At 67.3% G+C, this 15,128-nt stretch carries 15 protein-coding genes; 6 read left to right on the forward strand and 9 right to left on the reverse strand.

Features of this window, described 5'->3' with window-relative positions:
• The first annotated feature begins 78 nt into the window (after positions 1-78).
• Together HDC34_RS01480 and HDC34_RS01485 are read left to right on the forward strand one after the other, a co-directional pair.
• Positions 79-1,056, forward strand: a complete 978-nt coding sequence (locus tag HDC34_RS01480; RefSeq protein ID WP_179555554.1) for an aldo/keto reductase — start codon at positions 79-81, stop codon at positions 1,054-1,056.
• A gap of 99 nt (positions 1,057-1,155) precedes the next feature.
• The gene (locus HDC34_RS01485) at positions 1,156-2,196 is read left to right on the forward strand and encodes a S41 family peptidase (protein ID WP_179555555.1); all 1,041 of its coding nucleotides are present in this window, start codon (positions 1,156-1,158) and stop codon (positions 2,194-2,196) included.
• 201 nt (positions 2,197-2,397) lie between these two features.
• Here the strand turns inward: HDC34_RS01485 and HDC34_RS01490 are convergent, their stop codons facing one another.
• The 4 genes from HDC34_RS01490 to HDC34_RS01505 all read right to left on the reverse strand — a co-directional run bounded on the left by HDC34_RS01490 (position 2,398) and on the right by HDC34_RS01505 (position 5,535).
• Positions 2,398-2,745: a DUF2834 domain-containing protein gene (locus tag HDC34_RS01490; protein ID WP_179555556.1), complete on the reverse strand. Its 348-nt coding sequence runs from the start codon at positions 2,743-2,745 to the stop codon at positions 2,398-2,400.
• 114 nt (positions 2,746-2,859) lie between these two features.
• The gene (locus HDC34_RS01495) at positions 2,860-3,852 is read right to left on the reverse strand and encodes a transketolase family protein (protein WP_179555557.1); all 993 of its coding nucleotides are present in this window, start codon (positions 3,850-3,852) and stop codon (positions 2,860-2,862) included.
• Positions 3,849-4,673 carry a transketolase gene (locus tag HDC34_RS01500; RefSeq protein ID WP_374757234.1) on the reverse strand — a complete coding sequence of 275 codons (825 nt, stop codon included), beginning with the start codon at positions 4,671-4,673 and terminating at the stop codon, positions 3,849-3,851. Before HDC34_RS01500 ends, HDC34_RS01495 begins: the two co-directional genes overlap by 4 nt.
• A gap of 91 nt (positions 4,674-4,764) precedes the next feature.
• Positions 4,765-5,535 carry an SDR family NAD(P)-dependent oxidoreductase gene (locus tag HDC34_RS01505; protein WP_257023051.1) on the reverse strand — a complete coding sequence of 257 codons (771 nt, stop codon included), beginning with the start codon at positions 5,533-5,535 and terminating at the stop codon, positions 4,765-4,767.
• Positions 5,536-5,689: 154 nt separating this feature from the next.
• Here HDC34_RS01505 and HDC34_RS01510 point away from each other — a divergent pair, with 154 nt between their 5' ends.
• On the forward strand, positions 5,690-7,021 hold the full coding sequence (locus HDC34_RS01510) for an MFS transporter (RefSeq protein ID WP_179555559.1): 1,332 nt from the start codon (positions 5,690-5,692) through the stop codon (positions 7,019-7,021).
• A gap of 71 nt (positions 7,022-7,092) precedes the next feature.
• On the forward strand, positions 7,093-7,749 hold the full coding sequence (locus HDC34_RS01515; protein ID WP_179555560.1) for a GntR family transcriptional regulator: 657 nt from the start codon (positions 7,093-7,095) through the stop codon (positions 7,747-7,749).
• A 131-nt stretch (positions 7,750-7,880) separates the two neighbouring features.
• Here HDC34_RS01515 and HDC34_RS01520 read toward each other — a convergent pair whose 3' ends face one another.
• Positions 7,881-9,377 (reverse strand): dicarboxylate/amino acid:cation symporter, encoded by a 1,497-nt coding sequence (locus HDC34_RS01520; RefSeq protein WP_179555561.1) that lies wholly within the window; start codon positions 9,375-9,377, stop codon positions 7,881-7,883.
• A 280-nt stretch (positions 9,378-9,657) separates the two neighbouring features.
• Between HDC34_RS01520 and HDC34_RS01525 the strand changes: the two genes are divergently transcribed.
• Positions 9,658-11,268, forward strand: coding sequence for a DHA2 family efflux MFS transporter permease subunit (locus HDC34_RS01525; protein WP_179555562.1), 1,611 nt, complete (start codon positions 9,658-9,660; stop codon positions 11,266-11,268).
• On the opposite strand, the gene trmB is transcribed toward HDC34_RS01525, so the two are convergent.
• On the reverse strand, positions 11,246-11,986 hold the full coding sequence (gene trmB / locus HDC34_RS01530; RefSeq protein ID WP_104313312.1) for a tRNA (guanosine(46)-N7)-methyltransferase TrmB: 741 nt from the start codon (positions 11,984-11,986) through the stop codon (positions 11,246-11,248). The two genes, HDC34_RS01525 and trmB, sit on opposite strands and share 23 nt — an antisense overlap.
• Positions 11,987-12,114: 128 nt before the next feature.
• On the opposite strand from trmB, the gene HDC34_RS01535 reads away from it, so the two are divergent.
• On the forward strand, positions 12,115-12,498 hold the full coding sequence (locus HDC34_RS01535) for a hypothetical protein (RefSeq protein ID WP_179555563.1): 384 nt from the start codon (positions 12,115-12,117) through the stop codon (positions 12,496-12,498).
• Here the strand turns inward: HDC34_RS01535 and HDC34_RS01540 are convergent.
• The 3 genes from HDC34_RS01540 to HDC34_RS01550 are packed head-to-tail and all read right to left on the reverse strand — an operon-like array spanning position 12,495 to position 15,072.
• Positions 12,495-12,980 (reverse strand): MarR family winged helix-turn-helix transcriptional regulator, encoded by a 486-nt coding sequence (locus HDC34_RS01540; protein ID WP_258068343.1) that lies wholly within the window; start codon positions 12,978-12,980, stop codon positions 12,495-12,497. The two genes, HDC34_RS01535 and HDC34_RS01540, sit on opposite strands and share 4 nt — an antisense overlap.
• A 59-nt stretch (positions 12,981-13,039) precedes the next feature.
• Positions 13,040-13,762 carry a response regulator transcription factor gene (locus HDC34_RS01545; RefSeq protein WP_257023052.1) on the reverse strand — a complete coding sequence of 241 codons (723 nt, stop codon included), beginning with the start codon at positions 13,760-13,762 and terminating at the stop codon, positions 13,040-13,042.
• Positions 13,756-15,072, reverse strand: coding sequence for a sensor histidine kinase (locus HDC34_RS01550; RefSeq protein ID WP_179555564.1), 1,317 nt, complete (start codon positions 15,070-15,072; stop codon positions 13,756-13,758). Before HDC34_RS01550 ends, HDC34_RS01545 begins: the two co-directional genes overlap by 7 nt.
• Positions 15,073-15,128 lie beyond the last annotated feature (56 nt).

Genomic DNA, 15,128 nt, shown 5'->3' on the forward strand with positions numbered 1-15,128 from the left:
CGACGCTAGAGGGGCCCTGTCAGTGCACCTCACACCAGGGCCGCGCTGTCTCGAGCGGATGCGGATTGACTCGTCCTCATGAAGCACATCACTCTCGGAGGCCTCGAGGTCTCCCGCATCGGACTCGGCGCCATGACCATGGCCGGCACCTACACAAGCGAGGGCGCGCTCGACCACTCGGAGTCGATCGCGACGATCCACCGAGCCCTCGATCTCGGCGTGACGCACATCGACACGGCCGAGATCTACGGTCCGTTCCTCAGTGAGGAGATCGTCGGCGAGGCGCTCAAGGGGCGCCGCGACCAGGTCAAGATCGCGACGAAGTTCGGCCTCTACTCGCACGTCGAGCAGGAACGGAACGCGAACAGCAGCCCGGAGAACATTCGCGCTGCCGTCGAAGGCTCACTGCGCAGGCTTGGCACCGACCACATCGACCTTTACTACCAGCACCGCGTCGACCGGAACACCCCCATCGAGGACACCGCTGGCGCCATCGCCGAGCTTTTCGCCGAGGGCAAGGTGCTGCACTTCGGGCTGTCGGAGGCATCTGCGGAGACGATCCGCCGGGCCCACGCCGTGCATCCGGTCTCTGCCCTGCAGACCGAATACTCGCTGTGGACACGCGACGTCGAGTCCGAGATTCTGCCGCTCCTGCGCGAGCTCGGCATCGGCTTCGTGCCCTACTCCCCGCTTGGGCACGGGCTCCTGACCGGCCAGATCCGTTCGGTTGCCGATTTTGCCGCCGACGACTGGCGCAAGACCAACCCGCGATTCACGGGCGAGAACTTCCAGCGCAACCTGCGCATCGTCGACGAGGTCCGCGCCATCGGCGAGGAGATCGGCGCGACTCCCGCGCAGACGGCGCTCGCCTGGATCCTCACGCGTGGCGACGACATCGCCCCCATCCCGGGCACGCGCCGCGTGAGCCGCGTCGAGGAGAACACCGCCGCCGACGCGGTTGTGCTCACCGAGTCGCAGATCGCCCGCCTCGACGCGCTCGAGCCCGCGGCCGGCGCTCGGCACGACGACGCGAACATGGCCTCCATCGACCGGTGAGTCCCGGGCCGAAGGCGCTGAGGCTCGCTCGTACGACGAGCTGTATGGCCTCAGCTCGTCGTAGCCCCTCGGGGATTCGCGAAATCGTAGAGTGGCGATATGAGCAGCGTGGCCCGTGACCCGCAGGGTGGACTGAGCTGGCGCTTGAAAGTCCCGCTGGCCGCTGTGGCCGCTCTCGTCGTAGGCCTCACCGGGTGCACGCGGTCGCCGAGCCCCGAACCAACTCCCGAGCCAACTCCGACGCCGACCGTCAGCCCAGCCGTGCTTGTCGAAGAGGCGGCGCAGATCCTGGAGCTGCACGGGCTCTACTCGGCCGGCGACTGGTCGGCTGAGCGGGATGCGCTTATCGCGGCTGGCGCGAACGCGGGGACGCTCGACGAGGCGCACGATCTCATCGCAGCTGCCGCCCGCGATGCCGGGGGCAGGCATGCGCGGTTCCTCCCTGCCGATGAACGCGAAGCGAGCTACGCGGAAGCCCCGAGCGCCCTGCCCGTGGTCGAAGCGACACAGGGCGCGACCGTCACGATAACGGTGTCGGCGATCGGGCACGACGGTCGGCTCGCCGAGGAGTATGCGACGGCCGGTGTCGAGGGGCTGGCCGCGCTCGCGGACGCCGACACGTGCGGCTTCGTCGTCGACCTCCGCGGCAATTGGGGTGGCAGCGCGTTCCCGATGCTCGGGGCCGTGTCGCCGCTCTTCGATACAGAGGTCGTCGCGGGATTCGTGGACCGGGACGGCAATCAGGGATGGAACACCGTGACGACAGCGAGCGCAACGTCAGACGATGGTTACGAGCTGCGCTACGCCTCCGATGCTGATATTGACACGAGCGTCTTCGCCGGCAAGCCGATCGCCGTCCTGCAGGACTTCTACACCGCGTCGGCCGCCGAGATGGTGCTCGCCGCGTTCGCCGGGCAGAGCAACGTGACGACCTTCGGCGAGAAGAGCAACGGCCTCGCGACCGGCGTCGAGGGCTTCATGCTCGCCGACGGATCGGAGATCCTGCTCACGACCGCGCGCTTCACGGATCGCGCCGGCGCAGTCATGCCAGAGCCCATCCAGCCCGATGTGTCTGCGATCACGAGCGATGCTCCGGCGCTGGCTCACGACTGGCTTGCGGAGCAGTGCGCGGTGGCCTGATGCCAGCGCGGGCGCGGCGGGTGAACAGTAAGGGGACCGTCGCGATCCGCAACAGATGTACGGCTGAGGCTGTGCCGCCCTTCGTGCGGGGTTTTCGCGACCGTGATGGGTTTGGCGCAAGCGCGTGCTGGGTTTCGGTGACTGGTGATGGGTAAAAACCCATCACGCGTGCGAGAAACCCCGCACGGTCGAGTCGACGGGCTACTCAGTGGTCGTCTTGCGACTTGCTGCTGTCAGGTGCCGCTCGCGCATCGCGAGGAACAACGGCAGAGCGAACGCGAACGCGACGCCGAAGCAGAGGATGTACACCCACAGCCGCCGCATGCCCTGACGGCGACCCTCGACGATGATGAAGACCGCGCCGACGGTCGCCGCGACGAGCACATCGATGACGATCGACGTGACAGCGGGCCCGCTGCCGAAGTAGTCGCCGACGAACGCGCTCCCCTCCATCCCGGCGATGACGTTGAACGTCCAGGTGAGCGCCCCGCCGATGACAGCGAGGACGAGGTAGAAGACCGAGAGGGGAGTCCAGGTGGATGCGCGCATGCGGCAAGCGTCGCACGCCCGGCCCCGTACATCCCGATGTCACCGTGGGAAGCGGGCGCCTGCTCAGGAACCCGCTTCGCCGCCCCGAGCAGGCACTCGCCAGGGTGTCGGGCGCTAGGCCCTCTGCGCAAGCACGCGTTGCACGATCGATTCGGTCGCGAGGCCATACCGCTCATGAAGTGTTGGCAGCGCACCCGCGTCGAGGAACCGGTCGGGAAGTGCGATCGGGTGCACCTGCGCCCCGATCCCGCGCCGAACAAGTGCCGATGAGACGGTCTCGAAGAGGCCACCTACGACGGTGTGGTTCTCCAACGTGAACGCCAGGCGCGGAGTATCAAGCTCCGCCACGACCGTTTCCTCGTCGAAGGGCTTGATGGTCGGTGCGTGCACGACCGAGACGTCCAACCCGTGGTCCGCGAGACGATCCGCAGCCTGCAGCGCCCGCATCGTCATGAGGCCGCTGGAGACGAAGACCACGTCGTTGCCCGGGCGGATGACCTTCGCCTTGCCGAGCTCGAAGGTGTATCCGTACTCATCAAGAACGGTGGGCACCTTGCCTCGGAGGAGACGCAGATACGTGGGGCCATCGGTCGCGGCGAGCTGCGGAACAGACTGTTCGAGGTCCACGGAGTCGCACGGGTCGACGATGGTGAGATCGGGCACGCCGCGGAAGATGGCGATGTCCTCGGTGGCCTGGTGGCTCGGGCCGTAGCCGGTCGTGAGGCCGGGGAGCCCGCCGACGATGTTGACGTTCAGCTTGGGCTCGGCGATGTCGAGGCAGATGAAGTCGTACGCGCGTCGTGCCGCGAACACTGAGTACGTCGACGCGAACGGAACCAGGCCGACCTCGGCCATTCCGGCTGCGGCTCCGAAGAGCAGCTGCTCGGCCATGCCCATCTGGAAGAAGCGGTCAGGGTGCGCATCCCGGAAGATGTGCATGTCCGTATACTTCGCGAGATCGGCACTGAGCCCTACGATGCGGGAGTCCTGCTCCGCGAGACGAGCGAGCGCGTGCCCGAAGGGGGCCGGCGCCGTGCGCTGCCCTGGGTCGGCGAACGATGCGATCATCGCGGACGTCTTGAGCTTCTTCGTACCTGCAGTGCTCATCGCGAGCCTCCCTTGAAACCTGTGATGAGCTCTTCGCGACAGATCGCCCACTCGTGTTCCTCAATGCGCATGAAGTGGTTCTTCTCGCGCTGCTCCAGCATCGGCACGCCGCGGCCGACGGTCGTGTCGCAGATCAGGACCTGCGGAGCCCCCACCGGGTCGCGGTCGGAGTTCGCGTCGAAGGCCCTGAGGAGCGCCTCGGCGTCGTTGCCGTCCACCCGCTGCGCGTTCCACCCGAAAGACAACCACTTCTCCTCGACGGGCTCGATGCTGAGCACGGATGCGGTTGGGCCGTCGGCTTGGAGCGCGTTCATGTCGACGATCGCCGTGAGGTTGCCGAGCTGGTGCGATGCGGCACCCATCGCCGCCTCCCACGTCGATCCCTCGTTCAGCTCTCCGTCGGAGAGGAAGTTGAAGACGCGGGCGTCGCTGCCCGTGTGCCGCAGCCCAAGCGCCATCCCGACGGCGACCGTGAGGCCGTGACCGAGGGAGCCGCCGGAGATCTCCATGCCCGGCGTGTAGCTCGCCATGCCCGACATGGGCAGGCGTGAGTCGTCGGAGCCGTAGGTCTCGAGCTCCTCGAGCGGAATGATGCCGGCCTCGGCGAGTGCCGCGTAGAGCCCGATGGCGTAGTGCCCTGTTGACAGGAGGAAGCGGTCGCGTCCCTCCCATTCCGGCTCCGCTGGACGATGCCGTAGCTGATCCATGTAGACGGCGGCGAGGATGTCGGCGGCGCCGAGCGCTTGCCCCACGTATCCCTGCCCTTGCACCTCCCCCATCAGCAGGGCGTTGAGGCGGATGCGCTGCGCGCTTTCGCGCACGAGCTCGGCCCGCCTTGCCCGGGTTGGCGCTTGTGTGGATGTTCCGGTCACGATCGCACTCCTTTGTTCGTTCGTCTTCGGGTCGCTTGCTCTAGTGGAGGTGCGATCCGCCGTTGATGTCGATGGTGGTTCCCTGCAGGTAGCCGGCTTCGGCGCTCGAGAGGAAGACGATGACGTCGGCGATCTCCTTGGGAGATGCGGTGCGGCCGAGTGGGATGTCGCGGACTATCGCCGCTTCCTGCTCGTCGGTGCTGCCGACGCGGATGTTCGTGTCGACTGCGCCGGGGGCGACGGCATTGATCGTGACCCCGCTCGACCCGAGCTCGCGCGCGAGCGCCTTCGTGAAGCCCAGGATGGCGGCCTTCGCAGCTGAGTAGGGCACCTTCCCGAAGACGCCACCGCCACGCTGGGCGGAGACCGAGGACATGTTCACGATGCGCCCGAATCCACGATCGAGCATGTCTGGGAGGAATGCCCGGGTGACGAGATAGGTTCCGGTCGCGTTGACGGCCAGGACCTTGTTCCAGAGAGCCAGCGAAGTCTCGAGGAACGGCACCGGCGAGGTGATCCCGGCGATGTTGGCGAGGGCGCCGACGGGCGGCAGCTGACCATTCTCGACCTGCTCGGCGATCGCCGACTGCGCGGCTGAGACCGAAGCCTCATCGGCGACGTCGACGACCCCGGCGAAGCTGCTGACGCCATAGGCCTCGGAGAGCGTCGCGGCGACCGCAGCCGCCGCATCCCCGTCGAGATCGAGGAGCGCGAGGCTCCATCCTGCGGCCGCATAGGCCTCGGCGACGGCGCGCCCGATGCCCTTCTCGGCGCCCGCCCCGGTGATGACTGCTGTCCGTGTGGTGCTCAAGGTGTTCCCATCTGTCTCCGCCTCGTTGCGGTGTGAACATCGTGCCACGAGATTACCGACAGTACAACTGTCGAACTGTTGACATTGAATCTCGACGCGTCGATACTGAGGTCGCAAGCCCGACCTGGGCCACAATGATGTGAGAGAGGTAGAGATGAGCAACGACGCCATCACCATGAGAGGGCCGGTACTCGGAACTCCGGAAGCAAAGCGAGTCGCAGTGGGATCCGGAGTAGGTGCCGTGATCGAGACCTACGACTTCATCGGCTTCGGCACCGCTGCGGCCTTGTACTTCGGCACCGTCTTCTTCCCAGGCACCGACCCGCTGACAGGAACGCTGTTCTCATTCGCGACGCTTGGCGTCGGGTTCGCGGCACGGCCGATCGGCGGCATCATCGGCGGTCATCTCGGCGACAAGGTGGGGCGAAAGCCAGTGCTGGTCGCATCCCTGATCATCATGGGGCTGGCGACCTTCGTCATCGGTCTGCTGCCCACCTACGCCGCTGTCGGAATCATCGCGCCGATCCTGCTCGTCACGGTCCGCATCGTCCAAGGGCTCGCGTTCGGTGCTGAGTGGGGAGGCGCGATCCTCATGACCTACGAGCATGCTCCGTGGAAATCCAAGGGTTCCTTCACCGGCATCGTGCAGTCCGGGTTCCCCGTCGGCCTCCTCCTGGCGAACCTCGTCTTTCTCGTGAGCGTGCACCTGCCGGGCGATTGGGCGTGGCGGGTGCCCTTCCTGGCCAGCATCGTGCTCGTGGCCGTAGGGCTCATCATCCGCTCGAAGGTTCCCGAGTCGCCGGTCTTCGAGGATGTGAAGACGCAGGGCATCGTCCTGAAGTCCCCTATCCTCACCGTCATCAAGGACGACTGGGGAAACATCCTGCGCGGCATCGGACTCCGAATCGCCGAGACCGCCGGCTACGCGATCTCCATCACGTACCTGATCTCCTACCTCAACACCAACGAGATCACCGAGAGCTGGCAGACCCTCACGGCGCTGTGCATCGCCTCGGGGGTCGGGATCTTCGCAACCTGGGGCTGGGCCAAGCTGAGCGACCGAATCGGACGCCGCCCGCTCTACATCCTCATCTGCGCGCTCGGCATCCTCTGGGGCTTCCTCATGTTCATGGGCGTCAACACCGCCGTGTACCCGATGGTGGTCACTGTCATCGTGCTCTCCTACGCCGTCTTCCAGAACTCGCTGGCAGGGCTCCAGGGTGCGTGGTTCCCGGAGTTGTTCAACGCGAACACGCGAACCTCGGGCGCCTCGCTCGCCTACCAGATCTCTGCGATGGTCTCCGGCTTCACCCCCTTCATCACGACGCTGCTCTACGGCGCGTACGGGTGGGTCGGGCCTGCGGGGCTCTTCTCCCTGTACTCGCTCATCGGTCTCCTTGCGGCGCTCTCGACTCGAGAGACCTGGACGCGGGCCCAGCGCGAGTACGCGGAACGTGAGACCAACTCGATTCAGATTCCTAGCTGAGGCGCTGCGGTGGGCACTCCTCCTCCCGGCTGGGTGCCCGCCTAGACTGAAGGCCACGGGAAGGAGTACCGATGGCCACCACCCCAACGATTCTGGGTCTTCAGCGGACAACTCTGCGGATGCAGGCAATCGATGCACTCCGCCGTGCGATCACGACCGGTGAGCTGGCCCCTGGAACTCATGTCTCAGAGGTCGAGATGGCCGAACGACTGGGCATCAGCAGAGGCACACTCCGTGAGGCAATGCGAACGCTGCAGATCGAAGGGCTTCTCACGGACGGCCCACGTGGTCGGCTCCTGGTGAGGCACATGAGCCCGCCGGAGCTTGAGCACCTGTTCGAAGTCAGGGCCGCGCTCGAGGCGCTCGCGGGAAGAACGCTCTCCGCTCGTTCGGACAGGGGTGGCTTCATCGAACCCTTGCGCGTCCTCGCCCAGAGGATAGCGGCCTCCGACGGTACCAGCATCGAGCAGCGGATGGCCGCCGACCTCGACTTCCACCGCGAGCTCTGTCGGCTCACGGGAAATGACACGCTGCTGCGTGCATGGACAGCTTTGGAGGGCTCGATCCAGTTGTCGATCATGCATTCTGGGACGGATCGGGCTGTTCGCAACATGAACGCAGACCGCCATCTCGAGCTCGTCGCTGCGATCGAGGCGGGTGACCCTGAGGAGACGGCGCGAAAGATTCACGAGCATATGGCTGCTGCCGTTCAAGTCCTCATCTCCTGAACCGGACGTGAGCTCCGGGAAGTCTCCCGGTCCAGTGCAGCCGTTGAGGGCTGAGCTGTGGTCGTCAAAAGCGGCCGGGAGCGACCATAGGTCAGCTCCCGGCCGCTTCCGGGTGTGTCAGTCCTGCGGGGCTAGCTGCGGCGTTCCGCGTCCTGCAGCGTCGCGCCTTCGAACTCGTCCTGCTCGCGGTCGGACGTCGAGGTGGTGGAGCGCTTGATGGTCTCCTCCACTTCCTCGTCGGTCTCGTCCGAGAAGGCGACGTCGCCGCGGGGCGCGTTGTAGAGCTTCTCGTTGAGGATGCCCTCGCGCTTCGCGACGATCATCGGCACGAGTGCCTGCCCTGCGACGTTGGTCGCGGTGCGGCCCATGTCGAGGATCGGGTCGATGGCGAGCAGCAGGCCGACACCCTCGAGCGGGAGGCCGAGTGTCGACAGGGTGAGCGTGAGCATGACCGTGGCACCCGTCGTGCCGGCCGTCGCGGCGGAGCCGACCACGGACACGATGACGATGAGGATGTACTGCATGATCGACAGTTCGATGCCGAAGAACTGGGCGACGAAGATCGCCGAGATGGCCGGGTAGATCGCGGCGCATCCATCCATCTTCGTAGTCGCACCGAACGGCACGGCGAAGGACGCGTACTCGCGGGGCACGCCGAGGTTGCGTTCGGTCACGCGCTGCGTGAGGGGGAGCGTGCCGATGGAGGAGCGGCTCACGAACGCGAGCTGCACTGCCGGCCACACGCCGGAGAAGAAGCGGCCGACGGACAGGCCGTGCGCCTTCACGAGGATCGGGTAGACGACGAACAGCACGAGCGCCAGGCCGATGTAGATGGCGATCGCGAACCAGGCGAGGCTCGTGAGCTTCTCCCAGCCGTAGTTGACGACGGCGCTCGCGATGAGGCCCAGCGTGCCCAGTGGGGCGATGCGGATGATCCACCACAGCACCTTCTGGATGACTGCGAGGGCGGACGCCGTGAACTCGAGGAACGGCTCGGCGCGCTTGCCGAGACGGAGTGCCGCGATGCCGATGACGACGGCGATGACGATGACCTGCAGCACGTTGAACGCGATCGTCGAGTTCACGTCGCCGGTGTCTGCGTCCACGCGCGAGCGCACGCCCATGCCGAGGAAGTTCTGCGGGACGAGTCCCGTGAGGAAGTTCCACCAGGTGCCCACCGAGGAGGGTTCGCCGGTCTCGAGCTGCGACTGGTCGACGCGGCTTCCCGGCTGGATGGTCACGCCGAGCACGATGCCGATCGTCACCGCGATGAGCGCGGTGATGCCGAACCACAGGAGCGTCTGGCCCGCGAGCCTGGCCGCGTTCGTCACGAGGCGCAGCTGCGCGATGCTCGAGATGACGGCGGTGAGGATGAGCGGAACGACGGCGGCGGTCAGGATGGTGACGTACGAGCTGCCGATGGTGGCGAGCGTCGCGGCGAGCCCGTTGGGGTTGCCTTCCGCGTCGTCGCCCAGGTTGCGGGCGACCAGTCCGAGCACGACGCCCAGGACGAGGGCCGCAAGGATCTGGAATCCGAACGACGTGAGGAGCTTGCGCGCGCGGCTCTTGGGGCGCGGCGTCACCTCAGCTTCGGATGCTCCGGCTGTTGTGGGGGTGTTGGCCGACATGGAAGATCTCCCGATGCGATTTCTCATTTCGCGGGATATTCCGCGAACTGAGTGAGGCTACGCCTGACGTGGGGGAGTGTCACGGGTGTGACGGTTCATGACACGCAACAAATGGTGTGCTCCGGGACGTCACGAACCGTCAGGGCGGGAATGGAACGGCGAGACCAGAGCTGAGGCTCGTCTCACCAAAAGTAATTAAACGATTGAGCGAAATCGCAAGCAAGGAGGCGTACCCTCACCTCGTCGTCACCATCCCCCTTGCACGAGAAGTTGGAGCATCATGGCTGAGTCAGCACGTCGACGGTGGGTTGGACTGGTCTTCATCAGCGTCGCGGTGGCGCTCATCATCGTCGACTCGACGATCGTGAACGTCGCTGTCCCGTCGATCGTCACCGAGCTCGGCATCACGTCGACCGAGGTGCAGTGGGTGCAGGAGGCGTACACGCTCGTCTTCGCGTCGCTCCTGCTCCTCTTCGGGAGTCTCGCCGACCGCGTCGGCCGCCGCCGGCTGATGCTCATCGGCGTCGTGATCTTCGCCGTCGCCTCAGTGGCAGCCGCACTCGCTCCGACGGGTGGGCTGCTCATCCTCGCCCGCCTCGTCCAGGGTGTCGGCGGGGCGATGATCCTCCCGACGACCCTCTCGCTCATCAACGCGACCTTCCGGGGTCGAGAGCGAGGCATCGCGTTCGCCGTCTGGGGCTCGACGATCGGCGGCATGGCCGCGGTCGGTCCGCTGCTCGGCGGCTGGCTCACGACGGAGTTCTCGTGGCGCTGGGCGTTCGGCATCAACGTGCCGCTCGGCATCATCATCGTCATCGGCGTGCTCCTCTTCGTCAACGAGTCGAGAGAGCCCGCGCAGCAGCGACTCGACCTCGTCGGTGCGGTGCTCTCCGTGGTCACCTTCGGGGCCCTCGTCTTCGGCCTCATCGAAGGCCGCACCTATGGGTGGTGGGCCGTCAACGAGACGTTCGCGATCGGCTCGTTCGAGTGGCCCCTCCCCATCTCGCCCGTGCCCGTCGCGTTCGGCGTCGCGGCGCTGGCCCTCGTCACGTTCATCGTCCGCGGCGTTCGGCGGTCTCGACGGGGCGAGTCGTCGCTGCTCGAGTTCTCGCTGTTCCGCATCTCGTCGTTCCGCAACGGCAACATCGCGGCGATGGTGGTTGCGCTCGGCGAGTTCGGCATCATCCTGTCGCTGCCGCTGTGGTTGCAGTTCGTGCTCGGCTTCGACGCCCTGCAGACCGGGTTCGTGCTGCTGGCGCTCGCCGCGGGTTCGTTCGTCGCGAGCGGATTCGCGGGTGCGAGCAGCGGGAAGGTCAACGCGGTCACGATCGTGCGCGTCGGCATCCTCGCGGAGATCGTCGGCATCGCGTGGGCGGGGTTCATCATCGCTCCGGATGCGCAGTGGGGGTGGCTCATCCCCGCTTTGTTCGTCTACGGCTTCGGGGTCGGCCTGGCCACCGCGCAGCTCACGGGAGTCGTGCTGCAGGATGTTCCGGTCGAGCTCTCGGGTCAGGGGTCCGGGACGCAGTCGACGTCCAGGCAGGTGGGGTCGGCGCTTGGCGTCGCCATCCTCGGAACGATCCTCTTCACGATCACCGGCGCATCCCTCGGTGCCTCGCTCGACGACGCCCAAGTGCCCGCCGAACAGCGAGACCAGGTGGTCTCGGCGGTGGTCGACTCGGCAGGCGGCGCCATCGCCGGCCTCGGCGAAAACCCCGCGACGGCCGATTTCGCGGACGACGCGAAGGCGGCGCTCTCCGATGGCACCCGGGCGTCGGCGTTCACGGCCGCCGCGTTCCTCGCGCTCGGCCTCGCCGCGACGCTTCGCCTCGGCTCCGGGAAGCGCGAGGAGGAGGCGGCCGCAGAGGCTACTCCGACGTCACGTAACTGAGGTCGTGGATGCGCCTCCCGGCCTTCGCTGCCTTCCGTTCGAAGACGGTGAGCGTTCGACCGTCGAACCGAGGCGCCCAGTCGCCCGGATGCTCGCTCGTGAACTCGGGAGCCGCATCCAGCACCTCGCGCATCTGGAACGCGTAGTCCTCCCAGTCTGTGGCGAGCCGCATGCGGCCGCCTGGGCGCAGGGCGTTCGCGGCGACAGCGCCGAAGCCCTCGCGCACGAGCCGCCGCTTCGTGTGCTTCGCCTTGTGCCAGGGGTCGGGGAAGAAGATCCACAGTTCCTCGATGCTGCCGGCGGGGAGCATGTGCTCGAGCACCTCGACGGCGTTCGCCTCGACGAGGCGCACGTTCGACAGGCCGGCGTCCTCGATGCGGCGCAGCGTGCGGGCGAGGCCGGCGACGAAGACCTCGACGGCGAGGAAGTTCCATTCCGGATGCTCGGCGGCCGCCGCGACCACGGCCTCACCCGTGCCGGATCCGACCTCGACGACGAGCGGCGCGTCCCTGCCGAACAGCTCGGCCGGGTCGACCCGGAACGAGGGGCTCACGGAGAAGTCGAGCTCGGCGCGTTCGACGTCGACGAGGTACTTCGGGCCGAGCGTGTTCCACGAGTTCAGCTGCCCCTCGGTGAGGCGGCCGCTGCGCCGCGAGAACGAGAAGATCGGACGATGCGAGGGGTGCTGCTCCGGCTGGGCGGTTTCTGCGTCTGACACCCGACAAACCTAGGCGATGCTTGGCGCGGTCGGGCAAACCAGCAGCTGGCAGGCAAGAGTGTTCGAGAAAGTGCCCCGGATGAGGGATGCTGGACGTCGTAAGCCGTCACCCCCGGTCGGAGGCCAGAATGCCGTATCGAAGCAAAGAAGTACTCGAGTCATGGGCTCGGGAGTTCGAGAGCCTCGGCTATGCCGAGCCGGGGGTCGTCAAGGTCATCGTGCAGGACGGCGACGAAGGCCATGACACGGGGCTCGTGCGAGTGCAGCTGACGGACGTTCCCACCGAGCTCTACCTACAACCTGGTACCCGCGAGAGCCCGAAGTGGTCGGTGACGATGGAGCCCCGCGAGCATACGCTGAACCTCTCAGCGGCGAGCGTGCATTCCCTTGCGCAGGAGCTGGCCGTCATCTCAGCGCTGTGCACCTTCCTGCAGGCGAAGTCGATCGTGCTGCTCGCCGAGCTCCACTCGCCCGCAGAGGCGCAACCGGCGAACGGCGACGCCCGCCCCTAACCTGCCTGAGTGGACCCGGGCCCTTCGAGCTCCTGTGTCGTGACGCTCACCGCGTGCGTCAACAGCTCGGCGAGTCTCTGCAGCGTTGCAGGGTCCGCCTCGGCGGAGAGTGCCGCTTCGAGGCTCCGGTCGAATTCGTTGAGGCGGTTCCACGGACTCGACGAGAGGTCGACAGTGACCGTGAGGAGACTCGCGCGCCGATCGCTGGGGTCGGTATCGCGATGGATGGTGCCGCGTTCGATGAGCCGGTCGCAGAGGGTCGAGACACCGGCGGAGGTGAGACCCAGGTATGCGCGGAGGGCGCTGGGCCTGGAGCCGGGGTTCTGGGCCAAGAACGCGAGGGCTCGCGCATCCATCTCGCCGATGCCGAGCGAACGCCTCGCTTCATGCTGCGACGCCTGCCTCGCTTCCGCAAAGGCGGTGAGGGCAGCGCTCAATGCGGGTGCGCGGGGCGGGCCGTCGGCGGAGGGAGCATTCGTCACTGCGGCGCTCCCCTCGATCTCGGTTGTGCCGCCCAGAGTACACGCCGGGCTTCGGCGCCTCAGGCGTGTTCAGTCGCATCCCATTCGAGGGCGAGCAACGCGAGCTGCACGCGGTTGGTGACGTGCAGCTTCGAGAAGAGGCTCGCCAGGTGGGTCTTCACCGTCGCCTGACTGACGAACAGGGCCGAGGCGATCTCGGCGTTGGTCATGCCCTGCGCGACGTATCGCGCGATCTCCCGCTCGCGACTCGTGACCCCGGCCAGCGCACCGTCATCGCGAGTCGCGCCCGGCTCGCGCTGTCGCTTGCCGCTGCCCTCGAGGGGGCGAGCTTCGCCGTTGCTTCCGGTGGCGGCGGCGCGAACGAGCCGGTCGAGGGCGCTCGGCGAGAAGACGGATCTGCCCTGTGCCGCGTCGAGCACCGCCCCGACGATGTCCTCCGGTGGGGCGTCCTTGAGGAGGAAGGAGACGGCGCCGGCCCGGAGCGCGTCCAGCAGGAACTCCTCCGTGTCGAACGCGGTGAGCATCACGACCTTCGCGCGGGACCCGGTGTCGGTGAGCTGCTGCACTGCATCGATGCCGGTGAGGCCGGGCATGCGAACGTCCATGAGGATGACGTCGGGGTCGTGGCGGGCGGCGAGGGTGAGCGCCTCGTCGCCGTTGACGCCTTCTCCGACGACGCGAATGCGTTCCGCGCCGTCGATGAGGAGCCTGAGGCCCATTCGAATCCCCACCTCGTCGTCGATGATGAGCACGCTGATGCTGTCCTGCCCGCGAGTTACCAAGGGAGCGTCACCTCCACCACGAAGTCGCCGCTCTCGGCAGCACCTGCCTCGAAGGTGCCTCCGACCAGGTGGATGCGCTCCCGGGCGCCCAGGAGGCCGTAGCCGGTGCCGAGGGCCGGCGCTGCCGGTGGCTGGAAGGAGTTCGAGACGGTGACGCTGAGGTGAGTGTCACCGCCCTTGAGCACGACGTTCACCTCCGCTTCGGGAGCGTGCTTTCCAGCGTTGACGAGGAGCTCCGAGAGGGTGCGGTGCAGGGCGCGGATGCGCTCTGCGGAGAGCCGCGAGAGGTCACCCGGTCCGATGTCGAGCCAGGTCACCGACGGGGGATTCTGGTGGGGCGCCCCTTCGGAGAGGAGCGACTCGAGTGCTCGCAGGTCGGGGAGGGGCGCATCGCCTCGACCGGCCCCGTCAGACTCGCGCATGCCCGTGAGCACTTCGCGGAGACGGGTGTTGGCCCGGGCCGCCGACTCCCGCACCGTGGCGGCCGTCTCCCGCACGATCTCCGGTGACAGGTCGCTGCGGTACGCGAGCGCTCCCGCTTGCGTGGCGACGACGGCCAGGTCGTGCGAGATCGAATCGTGCATGTCGCGCGCGATGGCAGCCCGCTCCTCGGCCCGTGCGCGCTCGAGGTCGGAGACCCGGCTCTGTGCGAGCGCGGCTCGCTCGCGTTCGGCCGACGCGGCCTGCGCGCGCAACGACGTGATGAGTGCGGCGCGAGTGCCGCGGGATCGCCCGAAGAGCAGCGCGATGATCGTCGACAGTGCGATGAGGATGATGTAGAAGAGGGGCGCCTCTATGGGGGCGCGGCCGGTGACACTGGACTGGAACCAGTCCCACAGGACCCCGCCACCGACGACGAGGGCCACGACCAGTGCATCCAACGGCAGTGAACGGCGCGCGCCGAGCCGCATCACGGCGATCAGCCATGCCCCGACGGCCAGGGAGCTGGTCATGCCGATGACGACGATCCACAGGTTTCCTGCGCGGGACCCCCGGACCGGGCCGACGGCGATGCACGCCACGAGACCGCCGACCAGGTTCACGATGAGGAACGCGATGAACCCACCGGACTCCGTGTCTGTCGCGGGGTCCTCCACCTGCACGGCCAGCGTCAGGATGAAGAGCAGGGCTCCGGCGAGCAGCGCCCCGAGCGAGATCGCGACGGCCCGCATCCACGGACGCCAGCGAGGGTTGTCGACCGGCAGCCCCGCCGACCGGAGGTCGCGCTCGGTCAGCCTGCCGCCGTGCTGCGCTCCGTCGAGGGCCAGCTCGTCCACAAGGTGCGGGGCCTTCGGGAGAGGAGCGGTCATGCGCTGAGTCTAGGAACACGCACCGACATTCGGATCGGCCGTTCGGTTGAACTCGG

The sequence above is a fragment of the Pseudoclavibacter sp. JAI123 genome, from assembly GCF_013409665.1.
Taxonomy (GTDB): domain Bacteria; phylum Actinomycetota; class Actinomycetes; order Actinomycetales; family Microbacteriaceae; genus Pseudoclavibacter.

Coding starts and splice junctions, on each gene's coding strand:
- HDC34_RS01480 (WP_179555554.1), top strand. CDS start 79: ATGAAGCACATCACTCTCGGAGGCCTCGAGGTCTCCCGCATCGGACTC.
- HDC34_RS01485 (WP_179555555.1), top strand. CDS start 1,156: ATGAGCAGCGTGGCCCGTGACCCGCAGGGTGGACTGAGCTGGCGCTTG.
- HDC34_RS01490 (WP_179555556.1), bottom strand. CDS start 2,745: ATGCGCGCATCCACCTGGACTCCCCTCTCGGTCTTCTACCTCGTCCTC.
- HDC34_RS01495 (WP_179555557.1), bottom strand. CDS start 3,852: ATGAGCACTGCAGGTACGAAGAAGCTCAAGACGTCCGCGATGATCGCA.
- HDC34_RS01510 (WP_179555559.1), top strand. CDS start 5,690: ATGAGCAACGACGCCATCACCATGAGAGGGCCGGTACTCGGAACTCCG.
- HDC34_RS01515 (WP_179555560.1), top strand. CDS start 7,093: ATGGCCACCACCCCAACGATTCTGGGTCTTCAGCGGACAACTCTGCGG.
- HDC34_RS01520 (WP_179555561.1), bottom strand. CDS start 9,377: ATGTCGGCCAACACCCCCACAACAGCCGGAGCATCCGAAGCTGAGGTG.
- HDC34_RS01525 (WP_179555562.1), top strand. CDS start 9,658: ATGGCTGAGTCAGCACGTCGACGGTGGGTTGGACTGGTCTTCATCAGC.
- HDC34_RS01535 (WP_179555563.1), top strand. CDS start 12,115: ATGCCGTATCGAAGCAAAGAAGTACTCGAGTCATGGGCTCGGGAGTTC.
- HDC34_RS01550 (WP_179555564.1), bottom strand. CDS start 15,072: ATGACCGCTCCTCTCCCGAAGGCCCCGCACCTTGTGGACGAGCTGGCC.